Here is a 19,068-nt window from a genome sequence, read left to right as displayed (position 1 = left end):
CCACAGCAACCTGGACAGGACGAACGCGGTGAGGCCGATGACCGCCCGATGCCGGTCCACCGGCAGGTCCAGCTCGCCTTCTTCCCGGTCAACGCCATCGGCGACCTGGTTGTCGCGGCCGGGCTGTCCGTCGCCGAACACCTGCCCGCGCCGGCCGGCCGAGGCTGCCCCCGCCAGTACCCAGCCGTCGTCTACCCCCTGCTCGCCACCCTGATGACCGTCACCGGCTCCAAACGCTCCGCCGTCGGCACTCTCGACAGCAAACAGTGGCGTGCCGTCCGCGCCTCCGTAGGACAAAACGCCGGACGCACCGCAGCCGCCCTGCTGTCGCTCACTGCGCCGAGCCGCTTCCAGTACCAGTACGCGGAGCTGAAGCTCCTGGCCCCCAGCATCGAGCTGCTCCAAGACCTCTTCGAGCGGCATGCCGTGCAACAGGCCCTGAGCCAGGGCCTGTTCCCGGAGGATGCCGCGCACAACCGGGTGAGGCCCGCGCGTCGGCAGCCCCTCGTCGGCGACGCCACCGTCCCCAAAGCGCCCGCCAAGCGGGTCGGAAGCGAGCGTAGTGCCGCAGAGAAGATCAGCTGGCGGCTCGTCGCCTGACCCATCTCCCTGAACGGCTCTGGCGAATGTCCGGCGAGCGTCACTCGCTGTCAGCGAGGTGGCTGGGACGGGGGGAGGGAGTCAGGGGTGGCGCGCTCGGCCTTGGCTGCGTCGGCGAGGGCCGCGGCCGCGGCTTCCGCCGCCTGCGCTGTGTCGTCGGCGGCCTGGGCGGCCATGTCGTCCGGGGGTTTCTGGCGGGTGGCCGGAGACTGGGGCAGCGCCTCGGTGAAGGCACGGGACACGCCCTGGAGTGCGGCAGTGACCTCACTGGGGATCACCCAGAAGGTGCTGCCCTGGCCCTGTGCGAGTTGGGGCAGCATCTGTAGGTACTGCCAGGCGAGCAGCTTGGGGTCGGGGTCGTTGCGGTGCACGGCCTGGAACACCTCGTCGATCGCCCGGGACTGGCCCTCGGCCTGGAGGATCGCGGCGGTGCGGTTGCCCTCCGCGCGCAGGACGGCGCCCTGCTTGTCGCCTTCCGCGGTGAGGATCTGCGACTGGCGTTGCCCCTCGGCTCCTAGGATCGCGGCCCGTTTGTCCCGCTCGGCCCGCATCTGCTTCTGCATCGCGTCCTTGATGGACTGCGGAGGGTCGATCGCCTTGATCTCCACCCGGTTGACCCGCAGCCCCCACTTCCCTGTGGCCTCGTCCAGCACTCCACGGAGCTGGCTGTTGATGGTGTCCCGTGAGGTGAGCGTCTTTTCCAGGTCCATGGAGCCCACCACGTTGCGCAAGGTGGTGACGGTGAGCTGCTCGACCGCCTGAAGGAAGTTCGCGATCTCGTAGAACGCCGCTCGCGGATCGGTGACCTGGAAGTAGAGGACGGTGTCGATTTCGACGACCAGATTGTCCTCGGTGATGACCGGTTGCGGTTTGAAGGAGACGACCTGTTCCCGCAGGTCGATCACCGGATGGACGCGGTCGATGTAGGGGATCACGAGATTGAGGCCGGGATTGAGGGTCCGGTGGTAACGGCCGAGTCGCTCGACATTACGAGCGCGGGCCTGGGGAACGATACGGACCGCCCGCACCACGGTGAAAACCGCGAACAGCGCGATGATCAATCCGGCAATCAGGAACGCCGAGGTTTCCATGGTCCTCAGTCCCGGGGATAGACGATTGCGGTGGCGCCATTGATCTCTATGACGTCGACGGTCTTTCCAGCAGGAATCACCAGCGTCTCGTCGTAGGAGCGGGCCGTCCACTCGTCACCGTCGATACGAACCCTGCCGCCCAGACCCGTCACCTCCGAGACGACATAGGCGCCCCTGCCGACCAGGGCGTCCACACCGAACCGCGCCACTTGCGGCTGGACCACGTGACGCAGCGCCATGGGGCGCACGAACAGCAAGGTGACGGCAGCGACGACAGTGAACACCACAAACTGGTACGGCAGCGGCAGGCCGACCGCAGCGGAACCCGCCGTGACCAACGCGGCCGCACTCAACATTCCGAGCGCAGCGGTCAGGGTGAAGATCTCTGCCACGGCCAACGCGGCTGCGATGATCAACCAGATCAGCCATAGATCCATTACGCACCCCTTTTGACCGGTTCGGGTACGGAAAACCCCTTTGTGTCATCTTTACCCATGCAGCAGAGATCACTCCCCCATCGCAGAGGTCCCTGGGAGCCGACCGGCGGCCGACCACCTCCCGAAAACCTCGCCGCCCGGCGCGGAAATCGGCTGGCCGCCGAATTGGCGGCGGACACGCGGCGGCGGGCACCAGCGACGCACCCCCTGCACACACGACAGCCTTCACCGACCCCTTGCCGACGACCCACAAAGGGTGTTGCACCGCTGCGGCGGCTTCGAGTTTCTGGATCACGGCGGCTCGAGGGTCGCCACGCACTCCACAGGACACACCACCGGGAACATGTCGCAGGGTTTCCAGCCCAGTCGCAGGGCGAACCGACACGACCGTCATCAATCGGGCCTACCCGGCACCTTCCGCCCGCGCCCTGTCCCCGCCTCGCCCCTCAAGGGCTTCCCGCCCTCTTCAACCCTGGCGGACGTCGCGTACTCCGCGCGAGACGGAATGAGCACGCCCCTGCGACCACAACCGCTGCCAGCACCCAGCAATAGATGTCCGATGAACGGATCCCACCCTCCGCATAACGGTCCGATCTCGCTCGCTGGCACTTTCGACGGTGGCCGCCGGTTACGTGATTCACGTCACTAAAGAATAGGCAAAGGCCGTGGTAGAACTACGCAACTCCGCAGGTGGCACGATTCATCGCCCCAACACGGAGCGATCGGCATGCACCTGGCCGTACCCGGGTGCTCACGGCCGGCATCCGCGAATCGAGTGCCCGGTGTCACCGATCGGACAACGGCGTTCGTTCAGAGACCGCACACCAGCCGGCGGTATCCCCCTGCATCCCGGTCCCGCACCATCGAGGTAGCCACTGTGTCACTCGACTCCATGACCGACTCCGTCGACGAAGCCGTCAGCGAGTTCTTCGAACCCATAGCCACGTGGCTGGGGAAGGTCGTCTTCTACGCCGTTCCGGTCGGCGGAACAGACCTTCCTCTCATCGTCGCCTGGCTCGTCGTCGCCGGTCTGGTCTTCACCGGCTGGTTCGGGGGCGTACAGCTCCGCAAGTTCAGACTCGCCGTCAATGTGGTGCGCGGGAAGTACGACGAGAAGGGGTCGTCCGGCGAGGTCAACCACTTCCAGGCCCTGACAGCCGCCGTCTCCGGCACAGTCGGCCTCGGGAACATCGCCGGTGTGGCCGTCGCCCTCTCCATCGGCGGCCCCGGCGCGACGTTCTGGATGATTCTTTGCGGCCTGCTCGGCATGGCCACCAAGTTCGTCGAGGTCACCCTCGGCGTGAAGTACCGCGAGGTGCACGCCGACGGCACGGTCTCCGGCGGCCCGATGCACTACCTGCCCAAGGGCCTCGCCGACCGCTTCGGCGCGAACGGCAAGAAGCTCGGCAAGGTCCTCGCGGTTCTCGCCTCATTCATGATCCTTTTCTTCGGCCTCTTCGGCGGGAACCTCTTCCAGGTCAACCAGTCCTACGCGCAGCTGGTCTCCGTCACCGGCGGCGCGGACGGCCCCATGGGCTCCTCCGCGGGCGCGCTGTTCTTCGGCATCCTCATCGCCGCACTCGTCGGCATCGTGCTGCTCGGCGGCATCCGCTCCATCGCCAACGTCACCAGCAAGCTCGTCCCCGCCATGGCAGGCATCTACATCGCGGCGTGCCTGATCGTCATTCTGGTGCACGTCACCGCCATCCCGGCCGCCATCGGCACGATCATCGAGGGCGCCTTCAACCCGCAAGGCGTCGCCGGCGGCGTGCTCGGCGCACTGATCATTGGCTTCAAGCGGGCCGCGTTCTCCAACGAGGCGGGTCTGGGCTCCGCGCCGATCGCCCATTCCGCGGTGAAGACCAAGCACCCCGCCAGCGAGGGCCTGGTCGCCCTGCTGGAGCCGTTCATCGACACCGTCGTCATCTGCACGATGACCGCGCTGACCATCGTCATCGCCGACCCGGCCAGCTGGGCCGAAGCCCGCAAGGACCCCGATTCCATCGGCGGCGTCACGATCACCTCCGATGCCTTCGAGACGGTCCTGCCCTGGTTCCCGTACATCCTCACCGTCGCGGTGATGCTGTTCGCCATCTCCACCGTGCTGACCTGGGGCTACTACGGCCTCAAGGCGTGGACCTACCTCTTCGGGCGCAGCAGGGTCAGCGAGCTGACGTACAAGGTCGTCTACACCCTGTTCGCCATCACCGGTTCGCTGCTGACGCTGCAGACCCTCATCGACATGGCCGACGCGGTGCTCTTCATGCTCGCCGTCATCAACATCATCGGCCTCTACCTCCTCGCCCCCGTCGTCAAGCGCGAGCTCAGCTCCTTCCTGGAGTTCGTCCGCGCCCGCGACGCCGGTGAGATCACCGACGGCGACGAAGACCCGGAGTCGGTGAAGACCACCGTCTGACCGCCCCGCGGCCCGGCTCCCGAGCGAAGCGAGATGGGGTCCCCCCGGCCGAAGGCTGGGGGAAGGGTCCGTGCACACCTCGCGCCTTGGTGTGTACGGACCCGCTCGTTGTGCGTTGCGGCCGCTGCATCGTGTATGCGGCAGGTGAAAGAGCACCTGAGGTGATCAGGTGCCCGCAAAAGACGAGACCAGGCCGGGCCACGCCTGTGTTCGGCTTTGGCCGCGTGCCCCTGGTGCGGGCATGAGCGCGGGTACTCAGGACGACACCCGCACCTCGCGGACGTGGCGCAATGGTGGTCCTGCCCGTCAGACCGCGGCGATGCCCTCCATGCCGGACTCGGCGAAGGCGGGCAGGCCCTCGGCCGTCGTGACCTTGGTGAGGGAGCCGTTCGCCTCGACGCGGAAGCCGTCGACGGTACCGGAGACGGCGTTCTGGACGTAGACGAACTTCTCGTCCTCCGTCACGGCGAGATCGATCACGCCCTGCGAGTTGGCCGAGGGCGGGGTCGCGATGCCCACGTCGTTGGTCAGGGAGAGCCGGCCGTCCTTGTCCATGCGGTAGCCGGTGACGGTGGAGTTCCCGGTGTTGCCGCCGTAGAAGTAGTTACCGGCGCGCTCCAGCCAGCACAGGGTCTCCTGGCCGTTGGCCAGCGGCTCCTGAACGACCTTCAGCTTTCCGTCGCGCCTCACCTTGTACGTGGTGACCGTGGACTTCTCGGCCTCGGCGACCAGCATCCGCTTCCCCGCCTTGTCGAAGCTGATGGCGAAGGGGACGCCACCCGCCGATTTGTTGATGACCGGTTCGGCCACGGCCGGCAGGCCGTTCCGCCGCATGGGGAAGACCTCGACGGTGTTGTTGGACTTGGTGGTGACGACCAGGTTGCGGCCGTCCGGAGTGAACTCGACCTCGCCGGGTGAGCTGGAGAAGAGAGGGATGTCCTCGTTGTCCAGGCCCAGGGAACGATGTGACCCGGCCAGCGGCTTGAGCCCCCTGCCGGTGATCTTGAAGCCCTGGACGCTCCCCTCGCCGCCGGCGTTCATGACGTACGCGACGTTGCCGTACACCGCGACGCTGGCGGGGAACTCCCCACCGGAACCGACGACTTTCCGGTCTGTCAGCTTGCGCCCTTCGACGCGGAACGAGGTCACCGTGTTGCTGCCCGCGTTGACCGCCAGCAGCATGCCTGACGTGTCGTCGTAGACGAGGGAGCCCTGGGAGGCGAGCGAGTCGGTGGGGGCATCGACCTGATCGCCGCCCTTGCCGCCGGTCGCGTAGGCCCCCGAGGGACTGAGCTTGCCGTCGTCACCCCGCGCGAACACATGGATGGTGTTGCCGTCCAGCTCGTTGCCCTGGACGAAGACCGCGTGGTCGGCCCCGGCAGGGCTCTCGGAGTACTGACTGGCCGAGGCCAGGGACACGGCCACGGTGGCCGCCCCGGCGACGGCCAGGGCCCCGCCACCGATCATGATCCGCCTTGTCCTGGACTTCGCCCGGTGACCGCCGCGCGTCCCGGCAGGCTGGCCTGTGCGGTGGTGACGACTACTCTGCATGTGCGCTCCCGTTCCTCTGGGGCTGCTCCGTCTGTGCGCCCTTGATCCGCGACTGCGGACAGCAACAGCGTGGCCAAAGGGAACAGCGGGACGACGCGGAACGGCGGTCGCGTCAGACTCTCGTAAGGACGCCTCTCGAACGATTTCGCCTTGCCAGTCCACCGGCATCGTCGAGGTCACCGACGCCTTCCCTCTCGAACCGGGTGTGTGCATTGATGAGGACGCGCCGGTCGTCACAGGAGAACTCGTCCGGCACCCGCGTGTGGGAGATGTGCTGTGGCGCCGGTCGAGGCTTGGTTCACGGGAAGCAGCCTGTGGCAGATGGCGTGGTCATGGACGCATGGTCGGGGTTTCCGCTTCGGGTGGTTGGTGTCGTGCCGGTGTCGGCTTGCGCCGCTTGGTGAGCCGGCCGGCCCTCCAGCGTCGCCGCAGCCAGTCGCCCGTCTCCCCGATCGCGACGAGGAACGCGGCCGAGGCGATGCACTGCGCGAGCGTGGCGGGCTGATCGAGCGCCTTGCCCACGAGCCAGAGGACGAGGGCGATCAGCGCCCACCAGACGGTGAGGGAAACCGCGAGGCGCCATACGCGCCGTCGGCTGATCACGGGGTGGCCTTACCGACTCGGCGTGGCGCGAGGGCTGCGTACGTGCAGCCCACTGCGGCCACGATGGCCGCGGTGGCCGTAGCCACCAGGGTGATCACGGGTGTTGCCTCGGCCAGGCGCGGGATCGTGTTGAGGGGCGCGGCGGCGTAGAGGGCGAGCAGGGCCAGGCCGCGCGGGCGCATGGGCGCGAGCCGGTGCCTCAGCCGGTGCGGTATCCGGCCGCCGGCCAGGGCCAGGCCAGCCGGGAGCAGCGTGAGGGAGAAGAAGACGAGGCCGATCCAATGCCAGATCATGCGTGAGGGAACTCCTGTGGTGAGCGGCGCTGACGAAGGCACGGGGCAGCTTCCTCCACGACGGCCTCGGCGTCGGCGGTCGGCTGTGTCCAGTTGGAGAGCGTTGGGCACGGGTGGGGCAGGCCGACAGACGTACGTCGACAGTGCGGGCATGGTCGCCAGGGCGATCCGGATGTGCCTGACAGGCGATCGATCACGGTCGGTGCTCGTCTCGGTGGACGAGGTGGGCGGTGAGCGCTCCGATGAGGAGGGCCCAGGCCACAGCTGCGGGTCCTGCCTGGTGCCAGCCCAGCAGGATCGTGGCCGCTGCTGTGGTCGCTCCGGCGGCTGCGGCGCGACGGTCGGCGGCAAACGCCCACTGCTCACGAGCGGTTCCTCGGTGCCGGAGTTCACCGAGTGCCGTTCTGACCAGCAGGGCGGCGATGACGATCGCGGGTGCCAGCAGCGAGGCGTCCGTGGCCATCAGCCGGACATCCCGTCAAGCACCCTGGTGACCTGTGAGCGGAATCGTGGGGCAGCGGCCATGACGGCACACCTCCGGGCAACGGCGACGGGCACAAGGCCCCTTCACGCCGACCAGACTTCCCGGCACACCCCCACGTCCCTTGACGCGTTCTTTGCACTCTATCCGCTGTCGACACCCCCGGACAGCCCTGCAAGCAACGGTGTGGACCGTGGCCCCGCAGACGCGCTCATCCCCGGTCGGTCCACCCGGCGACCATGCGCAACAGCCCGCCAGCGCCGGAGCGATCATGACAAGTGACGCCGGTCTTGGGCACGGCCGCCTCGCAACCTGGCTGTTCAGCTCGACGGTGCCGGGCCCGTATCCACCGCTGTGACGATCGTCGTGGTTCTGGGGGCTTGGTCTCAGGTGTCGACCGGAGAGGCCCCTGCACAGGACGGACCGCTGCGCTCCGGCTGGTCACTACGGCCGCCTCTGGCCGATCCAGGGCAAGGAGCGGCTATGCGGGCGGGCCGTCAGTGGCTGGCTGACAGTTCACCGCTGAGCTTGCCGTGGAGGTGGGCGCTGGGGGCGTTCAGGCCGGTGATCTCCACCCGCTTGCCGCGTTGGGCGTACTTCATCTCGATGGCGTCCAGGGCGGCGACGGAGGAAGCGTCCCAGACGTGGGCCGCGGACAGATCGATGACGACCTGGTCCGGGTCGGTGGCGTAGTTGAACTGGCCGACAAGATCGTTGGAGGAGGCGAAGAACAACTCGCCCGTCACCCGGTAGACGACCGTGCTGCCGTCCGGGTCGATGGCGGGGGTGACCTGGGCGAGGTGCGCGACGCGCTTGGCGAAGACGACCATGGCGGTGACCGAGCCGACGACGACGCCGATGGCGAGGTTGTGGGTGGCGACCACGCACGCGACGGTGACCACCATGACGGTGATCTCTCCGGTGGGCATCCGCCGAAGCGTCTTCGGGGCGATGGAGTGCCAGTCGAACGTCGCGAACGACACCATGACCATGACGGCGACCAGGGCGGCCATGGGGATGTCGGAGACAACAGGGCCGAAGACGACGCACAGAACCATCAGGAACGCGCCGGCCAGGAACGTCGACAGGCGGGTGCGGGCACCGGACACCTTCACGTTGATCATCGTCTGGCCGATCATGGCGCAGCCGCCCATGCCGCCGAAGAAGCCGGTGACGATGTTGGCGATGCCCTGTCCGATGGACTCGCGGGTCTTGGAGGAGTGGGTGTCGGTGATGTCGTCGACCAGCTTGGCCGTCATCAGCGACTCCATCAGGCCGACCAGCGCCATCGCGAAGGCGTACGGGGCGATCGTCGTGAGGGTGTCGAGGGTGAACGGCACGTCCGGCAGGCCGGGCACCGGCAGCGAGGAGGGCAGGTCGCCCTTGTCGCCGACGGTCGGCACGGCGATCCCAGCCGCCACCGTGATGACGGTCAGGATCACGATCGACACCAGCGGGGCCGGGATGACGGTGGTGACCTTCGGGAAGAACACCATCAGTGCCAGCCCTGCCGCGAGCAGCGGGTACACCAGCCATGGCACGTCCGTCATCTCCGGGACCTGCGCCATGAAGATCAGGATGGCGAGGGAGTTGACGAAGCCGACCATCACGCTGCGGGGGATGAACCTCATCAGCTTCGCCACCCCGAGCGCGCCGAGGATCACCTGGAACACGCCCGCCAGGATGACGGCGGCGACGAGGTATCCCAGACCGTGCTCGCGGTTCAGCGGTGCGATCACGAGGGCGACGGCGCCGGTCGCGGCGGAGATCATGGCCCGGCGCCCGCCGACGAACGCGATGGTGACGGCCATGGTGAAGGAGGCGAACAGGCCGATCGCGGGATCGACCCCGGCGATGATGGAGAAGGAGATCGCCTCGGGGATCAGCGCGAGCGCGACCACCAGGCCGGCCAGGACCTCGGTGCGCCAGACTTTCGGGTCACGCAGCCAGTCGGGCTTGAGACCGCGCAGCCGCGCGGCGGGAGACAGGACGGACGAAGACAAGGAAGCAGCTACCTGTCGTGCTCGGGCACGCCCCTGAAGTAGGGCGGGGCGGGCGAAAGACGGCGCGGAAGGCCAGTCGGCATCCCGCGATCGGCCCGCTGACGGGCTAGAAGTCGAGGACAGAGCCGAGGGGCACGACCGGGTGCGCTCGGGACTCTGGTCAGGGGCGAAGGGTCACGGCGGACAGGCGGCGGCGCCGAGCACCACGGACTCGCGCACGCGTCTCTCCTGCAGATTCGAAGTTCTTCGCCGGAGGCGGCATCGGCCCCGACACGGCAACGGCCGGGCTGGAGACCCGCACCGCAGGCAGAGAAAGGGCAGCGCTCAGGCCCGCCCTCACCGACGAGTACTCTACCCTAACGTTAGAGTAGAGATCGGCGGCTGGTCGGACGCAGTGCCGTCGGCACCGAGAAGGGCCAGGTCGGGGACGTGGACGGCAAGCACATGCAGATCGGTGAGGTCGCCGCGCGGACCGAGCTGTCCCTGCGCACCATCCGGCACTACGAGGAGACCGGCCTCGTCGCCCCGTCGGCGCGCTCACAGGGTGGCTTCCGCCTCTATACCGAGGCGGACGTCGCGCGCCTGATGGTCATCCGGCGCATGAAGCCGCTCGGCTTCACCCTCGACGAGATGCGCGCCCTGCTGGAAGCCACCGACCGCCTCGATTCCGGCGAGGACCTGTCGCCCGAGGAGCGCGAAGAACTGTTGGGCCGACTGCGCGGCTTCGAGGAGACCACGCAGCAGCGCGTGGCCGACCTGCGCACGCAACTGGCCCGTGCGGAAGAGTTCGCGGCCACGCTGCGCGAGCGCCTCGTGCAGACCGCCGCGCCGGCCCCGACCCCATAGCCGATCGGAACCGAGCGTGACGCGGCTCGATCACCCGCGACGCGCAAGCGCCATCTCGGGTCGCGGCCCCGACCCTAGGAGACCGTGGCCGAAATGCTGGTCGAGATGGGCTCGCAGGATGGACATGGCCCGTTCGGCGGACCACTGACCGACCAGACCACCGTTACCCAGACCGTGGCCGGGTACCGGAAGCCGGACCGCCTCTCAACCTCACCCGCGTCCAGCGGGCCGTCGCGCCGTCGCGCCGTCGCGCCGAGATTGGAAAGCACATGGAACCGCTGAAGGGCCAGGTCCGCATCAGCCATCGCCGATGGCTCAGCCGCTCCGGCCGCTCCGGCCGCTCCGGGGCGACGCGCATCTAGAGATCATAGGATGAGCCTCACAATCCGGACCCGGGCGCTCTTCAAGGCTGCCTCCGCACGCGAGCACAGGGAACACCGCTGACAGAATGGGGACAGCCATGGGCGCGCCACGCCTGAGCAGCACACCGTTGCCGGGAATCGGTGTCCGCTACGACCTGACGACGCGGGAGAACCGCCGTCTGTCCGTGGTGGCCCACCGCGACGGGCCGCGCACGATCAGCGCGTACCGGGAGGACGACCCCGACGCGTGCGCCCTGTCCGTACGGCTGACCGCCGAGGAGGCGGCCACCCTCATCGACGCGCTGATGCCCGCCCACCACAACCCGAACCTGCTGTCCACCACCGGCCTGGGGCTGGTGGCCGAGCGCATCGAACTGACGGCCACATCGCGCTGGAACGGGCGTCTGCTGGGCGAGACCCGGATGCGCACCGAGACCGGCGCATCGATCGTGGCCGTGCTGCGCCGGGCCGAGGCCATTCCCTCCCCCACGCCCGGCTTCCGGCTCGCCGGCGGTGACACGCTCATCGTCATCGGTACCCGCGAAGGCGTGGAGACGGCCGCCGCGATACTCGGGCGGGAGTGACCGTCATGCACTCCTCCGCCGTCTTCCTGATCGAGTTCGGCTGCATCATCCTGGCCCTCGGGCTGCTCGGCCGGTTCGCCGGACGCTTCCGGTTCTCCCCGATTCCGCTGTACCTGCTGGCCGGACTCGCCTTCGGCAACGGTGGGCTGCTGCCGCTCGGATCCAGCGAAGAATTCGTGGCCATCGGCGCCGAGATCGGCGTCATCCTGTTGCTGCTCATGCTGGGCCTGGAGTACACCGCCAGCGACCTGGTCTCCAACCTCAAGACCCACTACCCCGCCGGTCTCGTCGACGCCCTGCTCAACGCCCTGCCCGGTGCAGCGCTCGCTCTGCTGTTGGGCTGGGGCCCGGTCGCCGCCGTCGTCCTGGCCGGCGTCACGTGGGTCTCCTCTTCCGGCGTCATCGCCAAGGTCCTCGGCGATCTGGGCCGCCTGGGCAACCGCGAAACCCCGACCGTCCTGAGCATCCTCGTCCTCGAAGACCTCTCCATGGCTGTCTACCTGCCCGTCCTCACCGCCCTGCTGGCCGGGACCGGCCTGGCCGCAGGCAGCATCACTCTCTCCATCGCCCTCGGCGCGGCCGCCCTCGTCCTGGTCCTCGCGGTCCGCTACGGCCGCCACATCTCCCGCTTCGTCTCCAGCGACGACCCCGAGAAGCTCCTCCTCGTGGTCCTGGGCCTGACCCTCCTGATCGCCGGACTCGCCCAGCAACTGAACGTGTCCGCCGCCGTGGGCGCCTTCCTCGTCGGCATCGCCCTGTCGGGCGAGGTCGCCGACGGCGCCCACAGCCTCCTGGCCCCGTTGCGGGACCTGTTCGCCGCGGTGTTCTTCGTCTTCTTCGGCCTGAACACCGACCCCGCCAGCATCCCACCCGTCCTGCTGCCCGCCCTCGCCCTGGCCGCCGTCACCGCCTGCACGAAGATCGCCACCGGCTACTGGGCCGCCAAGCGGGCCGGCATCGCCGCCAAGGGCCGCTGGCGAGCAGGCGGCGCCCTCGTCGCGCGCGGCGAGTTCTCCATCGTGATCGCCGGACTCGCCGTCGCCTCCGGCATCGAACCGTCCCTCGGCCCGCTGGCCACCGCCTACGTCCTGATCCTCGTCCTGCTCGGCCCCCTCACCGCCCGCTACACCGAACCACTGGCCACCCGCCTGCTCGGACATCGCCGTCCACCGGCCGCCCCCGAGCCTGGCGACACCACACCACCGCCAGCGGACGCGTACGAGACCATCAGCGATCAGGACGCCGTCGGCCACGCGTGACCGATCCAGCGCGGGGCGGCTTCGGTCCAGCGCCAGGCGAGCTGCCGTCTCGCGACAAAGTCCTCGGCCACCACGGGTGTAGTGCCAGGAGGGCTCCGCGTGCGGCTACGGCCCGTCGCTGGGCGGGGAAGGCGTGACGTGTTGCTCCTCCACCGTGCCGTGAGTTGTCCACCAAATCAGGGTCAGGACGCCGACGGCACACACAACGCCAATGACCAGCACGACCGGTGGGCGTTGCCGCGATCTGATCAGGCGCAGGCAGAGCCAGCCGGCGCATGCCACCATGAAGAAGATGATCAACGGGGTGAGCCCGCCACGCTTGTAGGTGATCAACAGCACGTCATGATCGGCGGTCAACAACAGGAGCGTCGCGCAGACCGCGCCGATCGCCACGATGACCCTGCATGCCCCTCCAGCAGGCGCAGCCCGCTGCTGTGCATGTCACCCCACCCTCCCCGGTCCACCGCATGCGGCTGTCAACCGGCCCGGCGGAGACAGCCTGCTTGGCTACGACGAGCCCGTCGACCGGAAGGCGGGACGGTCGGCTCAGCCTGTACCTTCTCGGTCACTCCTCCGTCCTGGCCCCTTTCGGTCGAGCGCTTCTCCCCGAGACTGAACGGTGGCGCAGACGGGTGCAGCCGGGGCGAACGCGCCTCCTGTCTTGAGTCGCCTGGGCCAAGGTTCGGTGCGCGCGGCCAGGCGCCTGCCCCGTTCCCTGACCGTCACGGGGACTACCCTGCCGACGTGCCCTCCATCTACCGCAGCACGGCGTGCCAACAGCGGGTGCGGGACTGGTGTCTCGAACGGCTCGGTGAGTGGGGTGTGCCGCACCAGCGCCATGAGATTCCTACGACCGCCGGAGTCACCAGCGTCATCACCATGCGCGCTGAACCTGCGCCCGCCCTGCCGACCGTGGTCCTGGTGCCCGGCACGAATACCAACGGCGCCGTCTACCGGCACATCGCCAAGGCGCTGGCGACCCGATGGTCCACCGTGGTGCTCGACGTGCCGGGGCAGCCGGGCCTGAGCGCTGATGTGCGTCCGCGGCGCGGCCGGTCCCCTTGGTACGGGCAGTGGCTCACCGAGTCGTTGGACCAGGCGGTGCCGGGACCAGCCATCGTCGTCGGGCACTCTCTGGGCGGCGCCATCGCGCTCGCCTCCGACTCCCCGCGCATCGCCGGCCGGGTGCTGCTGTCCAGCGCCGGACTGGTGCGGCTGCTGGTCCCGCCGGCCGTGGTGGCAGCCACCGTGCCATGGCTGGCTCGGCCGACTGTGCCGAGGGCCACCCGGGTACTGCGCCGGATGGTGGCGCCCGGCGGACAGGTGCCGGTCGAGCTCGCGGAATGGATGGCCCTGGTGGCCGACTGCTGCCACAGCAGTCTCGCCCCTCCTCCGCTGCCGCCGGAACTGCTGGCCGAACGCCGTTCGGTGCCGTGCCTGGTCGCCGCCGGCCGCCATGACGTCTTCCTGCCGCCCCGACGCGTCGCACCGGCCGCCCGGCGACATCTGGGCGCCTCACTGCACATCTTGGAGGGGGCGGGGCACCTCTTGCTCGACGAGGCGCCCGACGAGATCGTCGCGCTGGTGGCGCGGGCCCTGGCCCCGGCGCCGCGGGACACCGCATAGGCACAGGCGGGTAACCGACCATGCCTGCACGTGCTGTGTCGGCGGAGCACAAGTCCGGCGGGCGTCGGCAGCGGGGCGCTCGAGCAGCGCGATCGGTGGATCAAGAAGGGGCAGCCGATCTGCCCGATCGGCGACTCCGGCACCGGCATGTCGCAGGAGAGTGCCTCGGCCGGTTCGGCAAGGGGCACTCACGGCCTGTTCTGGGGACTGTCCCGGCGAATGCAAGCCATCCCATCGCGATGTCTACCGAACCGCCTCGCCTGAACAGATCCTGCACCCTGGCCCCCTGTGTTGTGCGGCTCATGTCGTCGGAGTGCCGGCGAATGTAGTGGTGACCCCACGGGAGTGATCCCCCAAGTACCGGCTGCGGAGCAGTCAGGCACCGTTTCGGCTTGTGCCCTCGCCACCCTCGGGGCCGGACACGGTGCGCTGGTAGATGTCGGGGATGCCGTCGGCGTCCTCGTCCCGGGTCTCGGCCTCCCACAGGCGGCGGTAGATCCCGTTGCGGCGTTTGACCAGCAGCGCCGCGACGGCCGCGGCGATCAGTGAACCGAGCAGGACGGCGGCTTTGATGTGCTCGACGTCTGCCGGGTCCGTGAAGGCGAGTTCACCGATCAGCAGGGCGACGGTGAAGCCGATCCCTGCCAGGACCGCCAGGGCGAGCACGTCCGCCCACGCCAGGTCCGGGTTGAGACGGGCCCGGGTGAAGCGGGCCGCCAGATAGGTGCCCGCGAAGATCCCCACCGTTTTGCCCACGACCAGGCCCAACACCACTCCCAGCGGCTCGGGCCGGGTGAAGACCTCGCCCACGGCCTCGGTCGACACGCTCACCCCGGCGGCGAACAGTGCGAACAGCGGCACCGCCACACCGGCCGACACCGGCCGCAGCAGATGCTCGGTCCACTCCCCCGGCGAGGCGTCCTCGTCCTCGTCCCGGACGGTCCGCAGGATCAGACCCATGGCCACACCGGCGACCGTGGCGTGCACGCCGCCGTTGTACATCAGCGCCCAGATCACCAGGCCGAGCGGCACGTACCACCACCAGCCGCGCACCCGGAACCGCTGCAGCAGATAGAACACGACCAGCCCGGCCACGGCCCCTGCAAGCGCGGGCAGGTTCAGGTCGCTGGTGAAGAAGACGGCGATCACCAGGATCGCGCCGAGATCGTCGACCACCGCCAGGGTCAGCAGGAAGGCCCGCAGGGCGGAGGGCAGGTGGGTGGAGAGGACCGCGAGGACGGCGAGGGCGAAAGCGATGTCGGTGGCCATCGGCACCGCCCAGCCCTGTGCGCTGCCGCCGCCGATCGTGGTGGTGGCCAGGTAGACGGCGGCGGGGACCACCATGCCGCACAGGGCGGCGACCACAGGTAGGGCGGCCGTGGCCGGGGTCCGCAGCTCGCCGACGACCAGTTCGCGTTTGAGCTCGATTCCGGCGACCAGGAAGAAGACGCTCAGCAGCCCGTCCGAGGTCCAGTGCCCCACCGACAGGTCCAGGCCGAGCGCGGGAATTCCGAAGTGGACGTCGCGAATGTCCTCGTAGGTGCCGCTCCACGGGGTGTTCGCCCAGACCAGCGCCACCACGGCCGCCGCCAGCAGCACCAGGCCGCCGACCGTCTCCGTCCGCAGGGCCCGGGCCACCCGTACCCGCTCCGGCCAGGGCAGCAGGCCGAGGAATACAGAGCGCTCACGCTGACCATCACGCATCCGGGAGGACCTCCACAGCATCGGGTTTTGGGCACACGTGCCCCATCGACGCCGACCAGACTTCCCGGCACACCGCGCGTCACCTGACGCGTTCTTTACACACTATCCGCCGCTTCCGCAGGTATGCCCCATGAGCGCTCCCGCGTGCGGCAACCCGCTGTGACTGCCGTCACGGCCGATGTCCGGACGGCGCCCCCCGCACGTACGCGGGCGAGGCCACGCCCTCGTTGTTACGGCCCTCAATCGGGCTTCGTCGGCCAGTCCAGCAGCCGGGCCCCGATCACCGCGGTCTGCAGGGTGTAGCGGTGGACGGGGTCGGAGGGGTCCGCGCCGGTGAGCTTGTGGATGCGTTCCAGGCGGTAGGTGAAGGCGCGCACGCTCAGCGAGAGCCGCCGCGCCGCCTCCGCGGACACACAGCCGGAATCGAAGTAGACGGTGAGGGTTTCCAGCAACGGCTGGGCGCCGCCGCGGGCGCCGCGCAGCGGGCCGAGAGCGCCTTCCACCAGGTCGGCCATCGCCTCCCGGTCGCGGGTGAGGACCGGGTAGACGAGCAGGTCGGCTGCGTGCAACACAGGTTCGTCGAGTTCGAGGCGCTCGCCCAGGTCGAGGGCGTTGAGGGCCTCCTCGTAGGACTGGACGACGCCGGCGGCGCCGGGTTGGGGGCGGCCGATTCCCACCTGGCCGCCGCCGGTGGCCGCGAACGCCCGCTTGGCGAAGTGGGCGAGTACCTCGCTCTGGTCGCCCGGGGCGATGCACACCAGCCGGCCGTCCTTGGTGGTGAGCAGGATGCTGCGGTCGCCGAACCGGCCGATCAACGCACGCTCCACCTCTCGCAGAACCACGTCCCCCTCTTCGTACGCGACCGGACCACGTGCCACGGCGACCGCGTGCTCGTACGACAGCCGCAGCCCGTACCGCTCCGCACGCTGGGCCAGCCGGCCCAGGTCGCTGCGGCCGTACAGCAGGTCGTCGATGAATTCCCGGCGAGCGGCTTCCTCCTGGCGCACGGCGAGCCGCTGCGCCCGCTCATAGCCCTCGGCGAACGCGTCCATGGCCTGGGCCGCGGCGCCCAGCACGTCGTCCACGGAAACACTCTCCCCGCTCGGCCAGTGCGCCCGGGTGGCCGCCATATGGGCGCCGACCAGGGCGCGCAGGCCCAGGCCGGCCTCCGCGGCCTGCTCGCCCAGCGCACGGCGCGAATCGAGTTCACCCCGGGTCAGTCGGCGACCGGTCTCCGAGGCGTACGCAAGGATGCGGGCGTACCCCTCCAGGTACTCCTCGTACTCCTCGGACGCGTCCCGCCCCGCCATGTGGGTCCCCCCGACGTTGATGCGTTGTTGACGTCTTTCTAGCGCATGGCCGCAGGAATGACCCGGTCCGAGCCGGGTCGTTGCCTGTCCCCGGCAGTTTTCAGAGGCGCTGACATGCAAACCGCGGGCAAGGTGCACCGCCGCCGAGGGCCGAGACCGGTCAGCGCGTGGAAGCGCGCGATGGGCCCACTGGCCGTAGGTGGGCCTGACGGAGGTGCGGCACCTCAGCCCGGTCGGGTTGTGCGGCGTTCTTCACCGCCGTCCGAGCCACGCGGGTAGGCGGCACCCGGCTGATCATCACGCATCCCAGCGACCAGGCTCAGACAGTCCTGCGACAGATCGGCCTGACCTACGCGTTGACGCATGGAGGCACGGAAACCAGGTGAAGTGCGTCCCGTGTAGCGCACCATGCCGGATCGCGGCAATCTCGGACGGTCAACAGTGCACGACATGAGCCTGCCAGTACGACGTAAAGAACGTGTAGGGTTCCCCGCGGTGTGCCGGGAAGTCTGGTCGGCGGTCTGAGGAGAGCTCTCTTCAGGTCTCTTTGCCGATCGGGGGTCGTCGTCATGGTGCTCGTCGTGGTCTTCGGGGTGGCGCTGCTGATCGCGGTGCTGTTGTCGGGGCTTGCCGCCCGGACCGTTCTGTCGACGTCGCTCCTCTTCCTGGTGGGCGGGGCGCTCGTCAGTGACGGTTTCCTGGGTCTGATCCACATCACGCCGGACAGCGAGATCGTGTCGGTGACGGCCGATCTGGCGCTGTTCGCGGTGCTCTTCACCGACGGCATGCACGTCTCCTTCCCCAAGCTGCGGCAGAACTGGCGCAACCCGGCCCGCGCGCTCGGGCTCGGCATGCCCCTGGCGTTCGTTGGCATGGCGCTCATCACGCACTACCTGGTGGGCCTGGACTGGACGACGTCCTTCCTGGTCGGTGCCGTGCTTGCGCCCACCGACCCGGTGTTCGCCTCCGCGATCGTCGGCCGCAAGGAAGTCCCGGCGAAGCTGCGGCAGTTGCTGAACGTGGAGAGCGGCATCAACGACGGGCTCGCGCTGCCGGTTGTACTCATCCTGATCGCCGCGGCCGGGCCGACCTCCGGGCACGCCGAGGCGTCGCTGGGGACGATCGCACTGGAGCTGGTCCTCGGACTGGTCTTCGGTGTCGTCCTGCCGTTCGTCGTGATCGAGCTTGTACGGTTCCGGCTGCTGGGCGCCGAGCCCAAGCTGCAGCCGCTGCTGCCGTTGGCGATCGGCGTGATCCTCTACGCGGTCTGCCACCTCACGCACGCCAACCCCTACCTCGCCGCGTTCTCCGCCGGCGCCGTGCTCACCGCCCGGTCACTGGAGGCGAAGGAGGCGTTCGAGCCGCTCGGGGAGGCGCTGGCGGAGCTGGCCAAATTCGCGGCGCTGCTGGTGTTCGGCGCGCTGCTGACACCTCAGCTGTTCGGTGACCTGTCCTTCGGCGGGTACGTCGTGGTGGCCCTGGCCATCGTGCTGATCCGTCCGGCGTCGCTGCTGCTGTCGCTGATCGGCACGCGGTTCACCCGGCAGGAGAAGATGGTCGCGGCATGGTTCGGGCCGAAGGGCTTCGCGTCCGTCGTCTACGGGCTGCTCGTACTGCAGGCCGGCATCCCGCAGGGCCAGGAGGCGTTCACCCTCATCGCCGTGTGCATCGCCTTCTCCATCGTCGCGCACAGTTCCACCGACGTACCGATCGCCCGCCTCTTCCACGTCGACGAGCTCGCCGGGATCCCGGCCGGACGCAAGGACGAGACCACCGCAGCTGTGCGCGCGTGACCGCGCCGAGCCGCACCCGTGGGCGTTCGTCGACGACGGCTCTCAAGAACGGCCCGGGTGGTGGGCCGAGGAGCGGGAAGACGTGGACCGAGCCGTCGGGAGCGTGACG

Annotated in this window: 16 protein-coding genes and 1 pseudogene; 7 read left to right on the top strand and 10 right to left on the bottom strand. The window is 69.1% G+C overall.

Going from position 1 to position 19,068, the window contains the following annotated elements:
• Positions 1-42: 42 nt before the first annotated feature.
• Positions 43-135, top strand: a pseudogene (locus ACFU5F_RS32295) (ABC transporter); the annotation flags it as partial.
• Between the two features lie 515 nt (positions 136-650).
• Here the strand turns inward: ACFU5F_RS32295 and ACFU5F_RS32290 are convergent.
• Positions 651-1,691, bottom strand: coding sequence for an SPFH domain-containing protein (locus ACFU5F_RS32290; protein ID WP_383894943.1), 1,041 nt, complete (start codon positions 1,689-1,691; stop codon positions 651-653).
• 5 nt (positions 1,692-1,696) lie between these two features.
• A complete protein-coding gene (locus ACFU5F_RS32285) occupies positions 1,697-2,128 on the bottom strand; it encodes an NfeD family protein (protein WP_383894940.1) in 432 nt (143 codons plus the stop codon).
• Between the two features lie 877 nt (positions 2,129-3,005).
• Between ACFU5F_RS32285 and ACFU5F_RS32280 the strand changes: the two genes are divergently transcribed.
• The gene (locus tag ACFU5F_RS32280; RefSeq protein WP_383894937.1) at positions 3,006-4,544 is read left to right on the top strand and encodes an alanine/glycine:cation symporter family protein; all 1,539 of its coding nucleotides are present in this window, start codon (positions 3,006-3,008) and stop codon (positions 4,542-4,544) included.
• Between the two features lie 306 nt (positions 4,545-4,850).
• On the opposite strand, the gene ACFU5F_RS32275 is transcribed toward ACFU5F_RS32280, so the two are convergent.
• From ACFU5F_RS32275 to ACFU5F_RS32255, 5 genes are all read right to left on the bottom strand, one after another.
• The gene (locus tag ACFU5F_RS32275) at positions 4,851-6,011 is read right to left on the bottom strand and encodes a lactonase family protein (RefSeq protein ID WP_383894934.1); all 1,161 of its coding nucleotides are present in this window, start codon (positions 6,009-6,011) and stop codon (positions 4,851-4,853) included.
• Between the two features lie 414 nt (positions 6,012-6,425).
• Positions 6,426-6,698: a hypothetical protein gene (locus tag ACFU5F_RS32270; RefSeq protein ID WP_383894931.1), complete on the bottom strand. Its 273-nt coding sequence runs from the start codon at positions 6,696-6,698 to the stop codon at positions 6,426-6,428.
• Complete coding sequence (locus ACFU5F_RS32265; RefSeq protein ID WP_383894929.1) at positions 6,695-6,991, bottom strand: hypothetical protein; 297 nt, start codon at positions 6,989-6,991, stop codon at positions 6,695-6,697. Before ACFU5F_RS32265 ends, ACFU5F_RS32270 begins: the two co-directional genes overlap by 4 nt.
• A 193-nt stretch (positions 6,992-7,184) precedes the next feature.
• Positions 7,185-7,454: a hypothetical protein gene (locus ACFU5F_RS32260; RefSeq protein ID WP_383894926.1), complete on the bottom strand. Its 270-nt coding sequence runs from the start codon at positions 7,452-7,454 to the stop codon at positions 7,185-7,187.
• A gap of 515 nt (positions 7,455-7,969) precedes the next feature.
• Complete coding sequence (locus ACFU5F_RS32255) at positions 7,970-9,460, bottom strand: SulP family inorganic anion transporter (protein ID WP_383894981.1); 1,491 nt, start codon at positions 9,458-9,460, stop codon at positions 7,970-7,972.
• A gap of 459 nt (positions 9,461-9,919) precedes the next feature.
• Here ACFU5F_RS32255 and ACFU5F_RS32250 point away from each other — a divergent pair, with 459 nt between their 5' ends.
• The 3 genes from ACFU5F_RS32250 (at position 9,920) to ACFU5F_RS32240 (ending at position 12,526) form a co-directional block, all read left to right on the top strand.
• Complete coding sequence (locus ACFU5F_RS32250; RefSeq protein ID WP_383894979.1) at positions 9,920-10,321, top strand: MerR family transcriptional regulator; 402 nt, start codon at positions 9,920-9,922, stop codon at positions 10,319-10,321.
• A 460-nt stretch (positions 10,322-10,781) separates the two neighbouring features.
• Positions 10,782-11,267, top strand: coding sequence for a cation:proton antiporter regulatory subunit (locus ACFU5F_RS32245; protein WP_383894923.1), 486 nt, complete (start codon positions 10,782-10,784; stop codon positions 11,265-11,267).
• Positions 11,268-11,272: 5 nt separating this feature from the next.
• Positions 11,273-12,526: a cation:proton antiporter gene (locus ACFU5F_RS32240; protein WP_383894920.1), complete on the top strand. Its 1,254-nt coding sequence runs from the start codon at positions 11,273-11,275 to the stop codon at positions 12,524-12,526.
• Between the two features lie 105 nt (positions 12,527-12,631).
• On the opposite strand, the gene ACFU5F_RS32235 is transcribed toward ACFU5F_RS32240, so the two are convergent.
• Positions 12,632-12,919 carry a hypothetical protein gene (locus tag ACFU5F_RS32235; RefSeq protein WP_383894917.1) on the bottom strand — a complete coding sequence of 96 codons (288 nt, stop codon included), beginning with the start codon at positions 12,917-12,919 and terminating at the stop codon, positions 12,632-12,634.
• 351 nt (positions 12,920-13,270) lie between these two features.
• Here ACFU5F_RS32235 and ACFU5F_RS32230 point away from each other — a divergent pair, with 351 nt between their 5' ends.
• Positions 13,271-14,152 carry an alpha/beta fold hydrolase gene (locus ACFU5F_RS32230; RefSeq protein ID WP_383894914.1) on the top strand — a complete coding sequence of 294 codons (882 nt, stop codon included), beginning with the start codon at positions 13,271-13,273 and terminating at the stop codon, positions 14,150-14,152.
• A gap of 375 nt (positions 14,153-14,527) precedes the next feature.
• On the opposite strand, the gene nhaA is transcribed toward ACFU5F_RS32230, so the two are convergent.
• Entirely contained in the window at positions 14,528-15,856 is a 1,329-nt protein-coding gene (gene nhaA, locus ACFU5F_RS32225) for a Na+/H+ antiporter NhaA (protein WP_383894911.1), read from the bottom strand.
• A 239-nt stretch (positions 15,857-16,095) separates the two neighbouring features.
• Entirely contained in the window at positions 16,096-17,166 is a 1,071-nt protein-coding gene (locus ACFU5F_RS32220) for a PucR family transcriptional regulator (protein ID WP_383894908.1), read from the bottom strand.
• Between the two features lie 569 nt (positions 17,167-17,735).
• Between ACFU5F_RS32220 and ACFU5F_RS32215 the strand changes: the two genes are divergently transcribed.
• The gene (locus tag ACFU5F_RS32215) at positions 17,736-18,959 is read left to right on the top strand and encodes a cation:proton antiporter (protein WP_383894905.1); all 1,224 of its coding nucleotides are present in this window, start codon (positions 17,736-17,738) and stop codon (positions 18,957-18,959) included.
• Positions 18,960-19,068: the final 109 nt, after the last annotated feature.

The organism is Streptomyces sp. NPDC057438, from assembly GCF_042802995.1.
Classification (GTDB): Bacteria; Actinomycetota; Actinomycetes; order Streptomycetales; family Streptomycetaceae; genus Streptomyces.
The sequence above is the reverse complement of the archived record's forward strand: the minus strand, read 5'-3'. Positions and strand labels throughout refer to the sequence as shown.

Excerpts from the sequence above, each read along its gene's own strand:
- ACFU5F_RS32250 (WP_383894979.1), top strand. The coding sequence starts at position 9,920 with ATGCAGATCGGTGAGGTCGCCGCGCGGACCGAGCTGTCCCTGCGCACC.
- ACFU5F_RS32285 (WP_383894940.1), bottom strand. The coding sequence starts at position 2,128 with ATGGATCTATGGCTGATCTGGTTGATCATCGCAGCCGCGTTGGCCGTG.
- ACFU5F_RS32215 (WP_383894905.1), top strand. The coding sequence starts at position 17,736 with ATGGTGCTCGTCGTGGTCTTCGGGGTGGCGCTGCTGATCGCGGTGCTG.
- ACFU5F_RS32260 (WP_383894926.1), bottom strand. The coding sequence starts at position 7,454 with ATGGCCACGGACGCCTCGCTGCTGGCACCCGCGATCGTCATCGCCGCC.
- ACFU5F_RS32240 (WP_383894920.1), top strand. The coding sequence starts at position 11,273 with ATGCACTCCTCCGCCGTCTTCCTGATCGAGTTCGGCTGCATCATCCTG.
- nhaA (WP_383894911.1), bottom strand. The coding sequence starts at position 15,856 with ATGCGTGATGGTCAGCGTGAGCGCTCTGTATTCCTCGGCCTGCTGCCC.
- ACFU5F_RS32275 (WP_383894934.1), bottom strand. The coding sequence starts at position 6,011 with ATGATCGGTGGCGGGGCCCTGGCCGTCGCCGGGGCGGCCACCGTGGCC.
- ACFU5F_RS32220 (WP_383894908.1), bottom strand. The coding sequence starts at position 17,166 with ATGGCGGGGCGGGACGCGTCCGAGGAGTACGAGGAGTACCTGGAGGGG.
- ACFU5F_RS32245 (WP_383894923.1), top strand. The coding sequence starts at position 10,782 with ATGGGCGCGCCACGCCTGAGCAGCACACCGTTGCCGGGAATCGGTGTC.
- ACFU5F_RS32290 (WP_383894943.1), bottom strand. The coding sequence starts at position 1,691 with ATGGAAACCTCGGCGTTCCTGATTGCCGGATTGATCATCGCGCTGTTC.
- ACFU5F_RS32265 (WP_383894929.1), bottom strand. The coding sequence starts at position 6,991 with ATGATCTGGCATTGGATCGGCCTCGTCTTCTTCTCCCTCACGCTGCTC.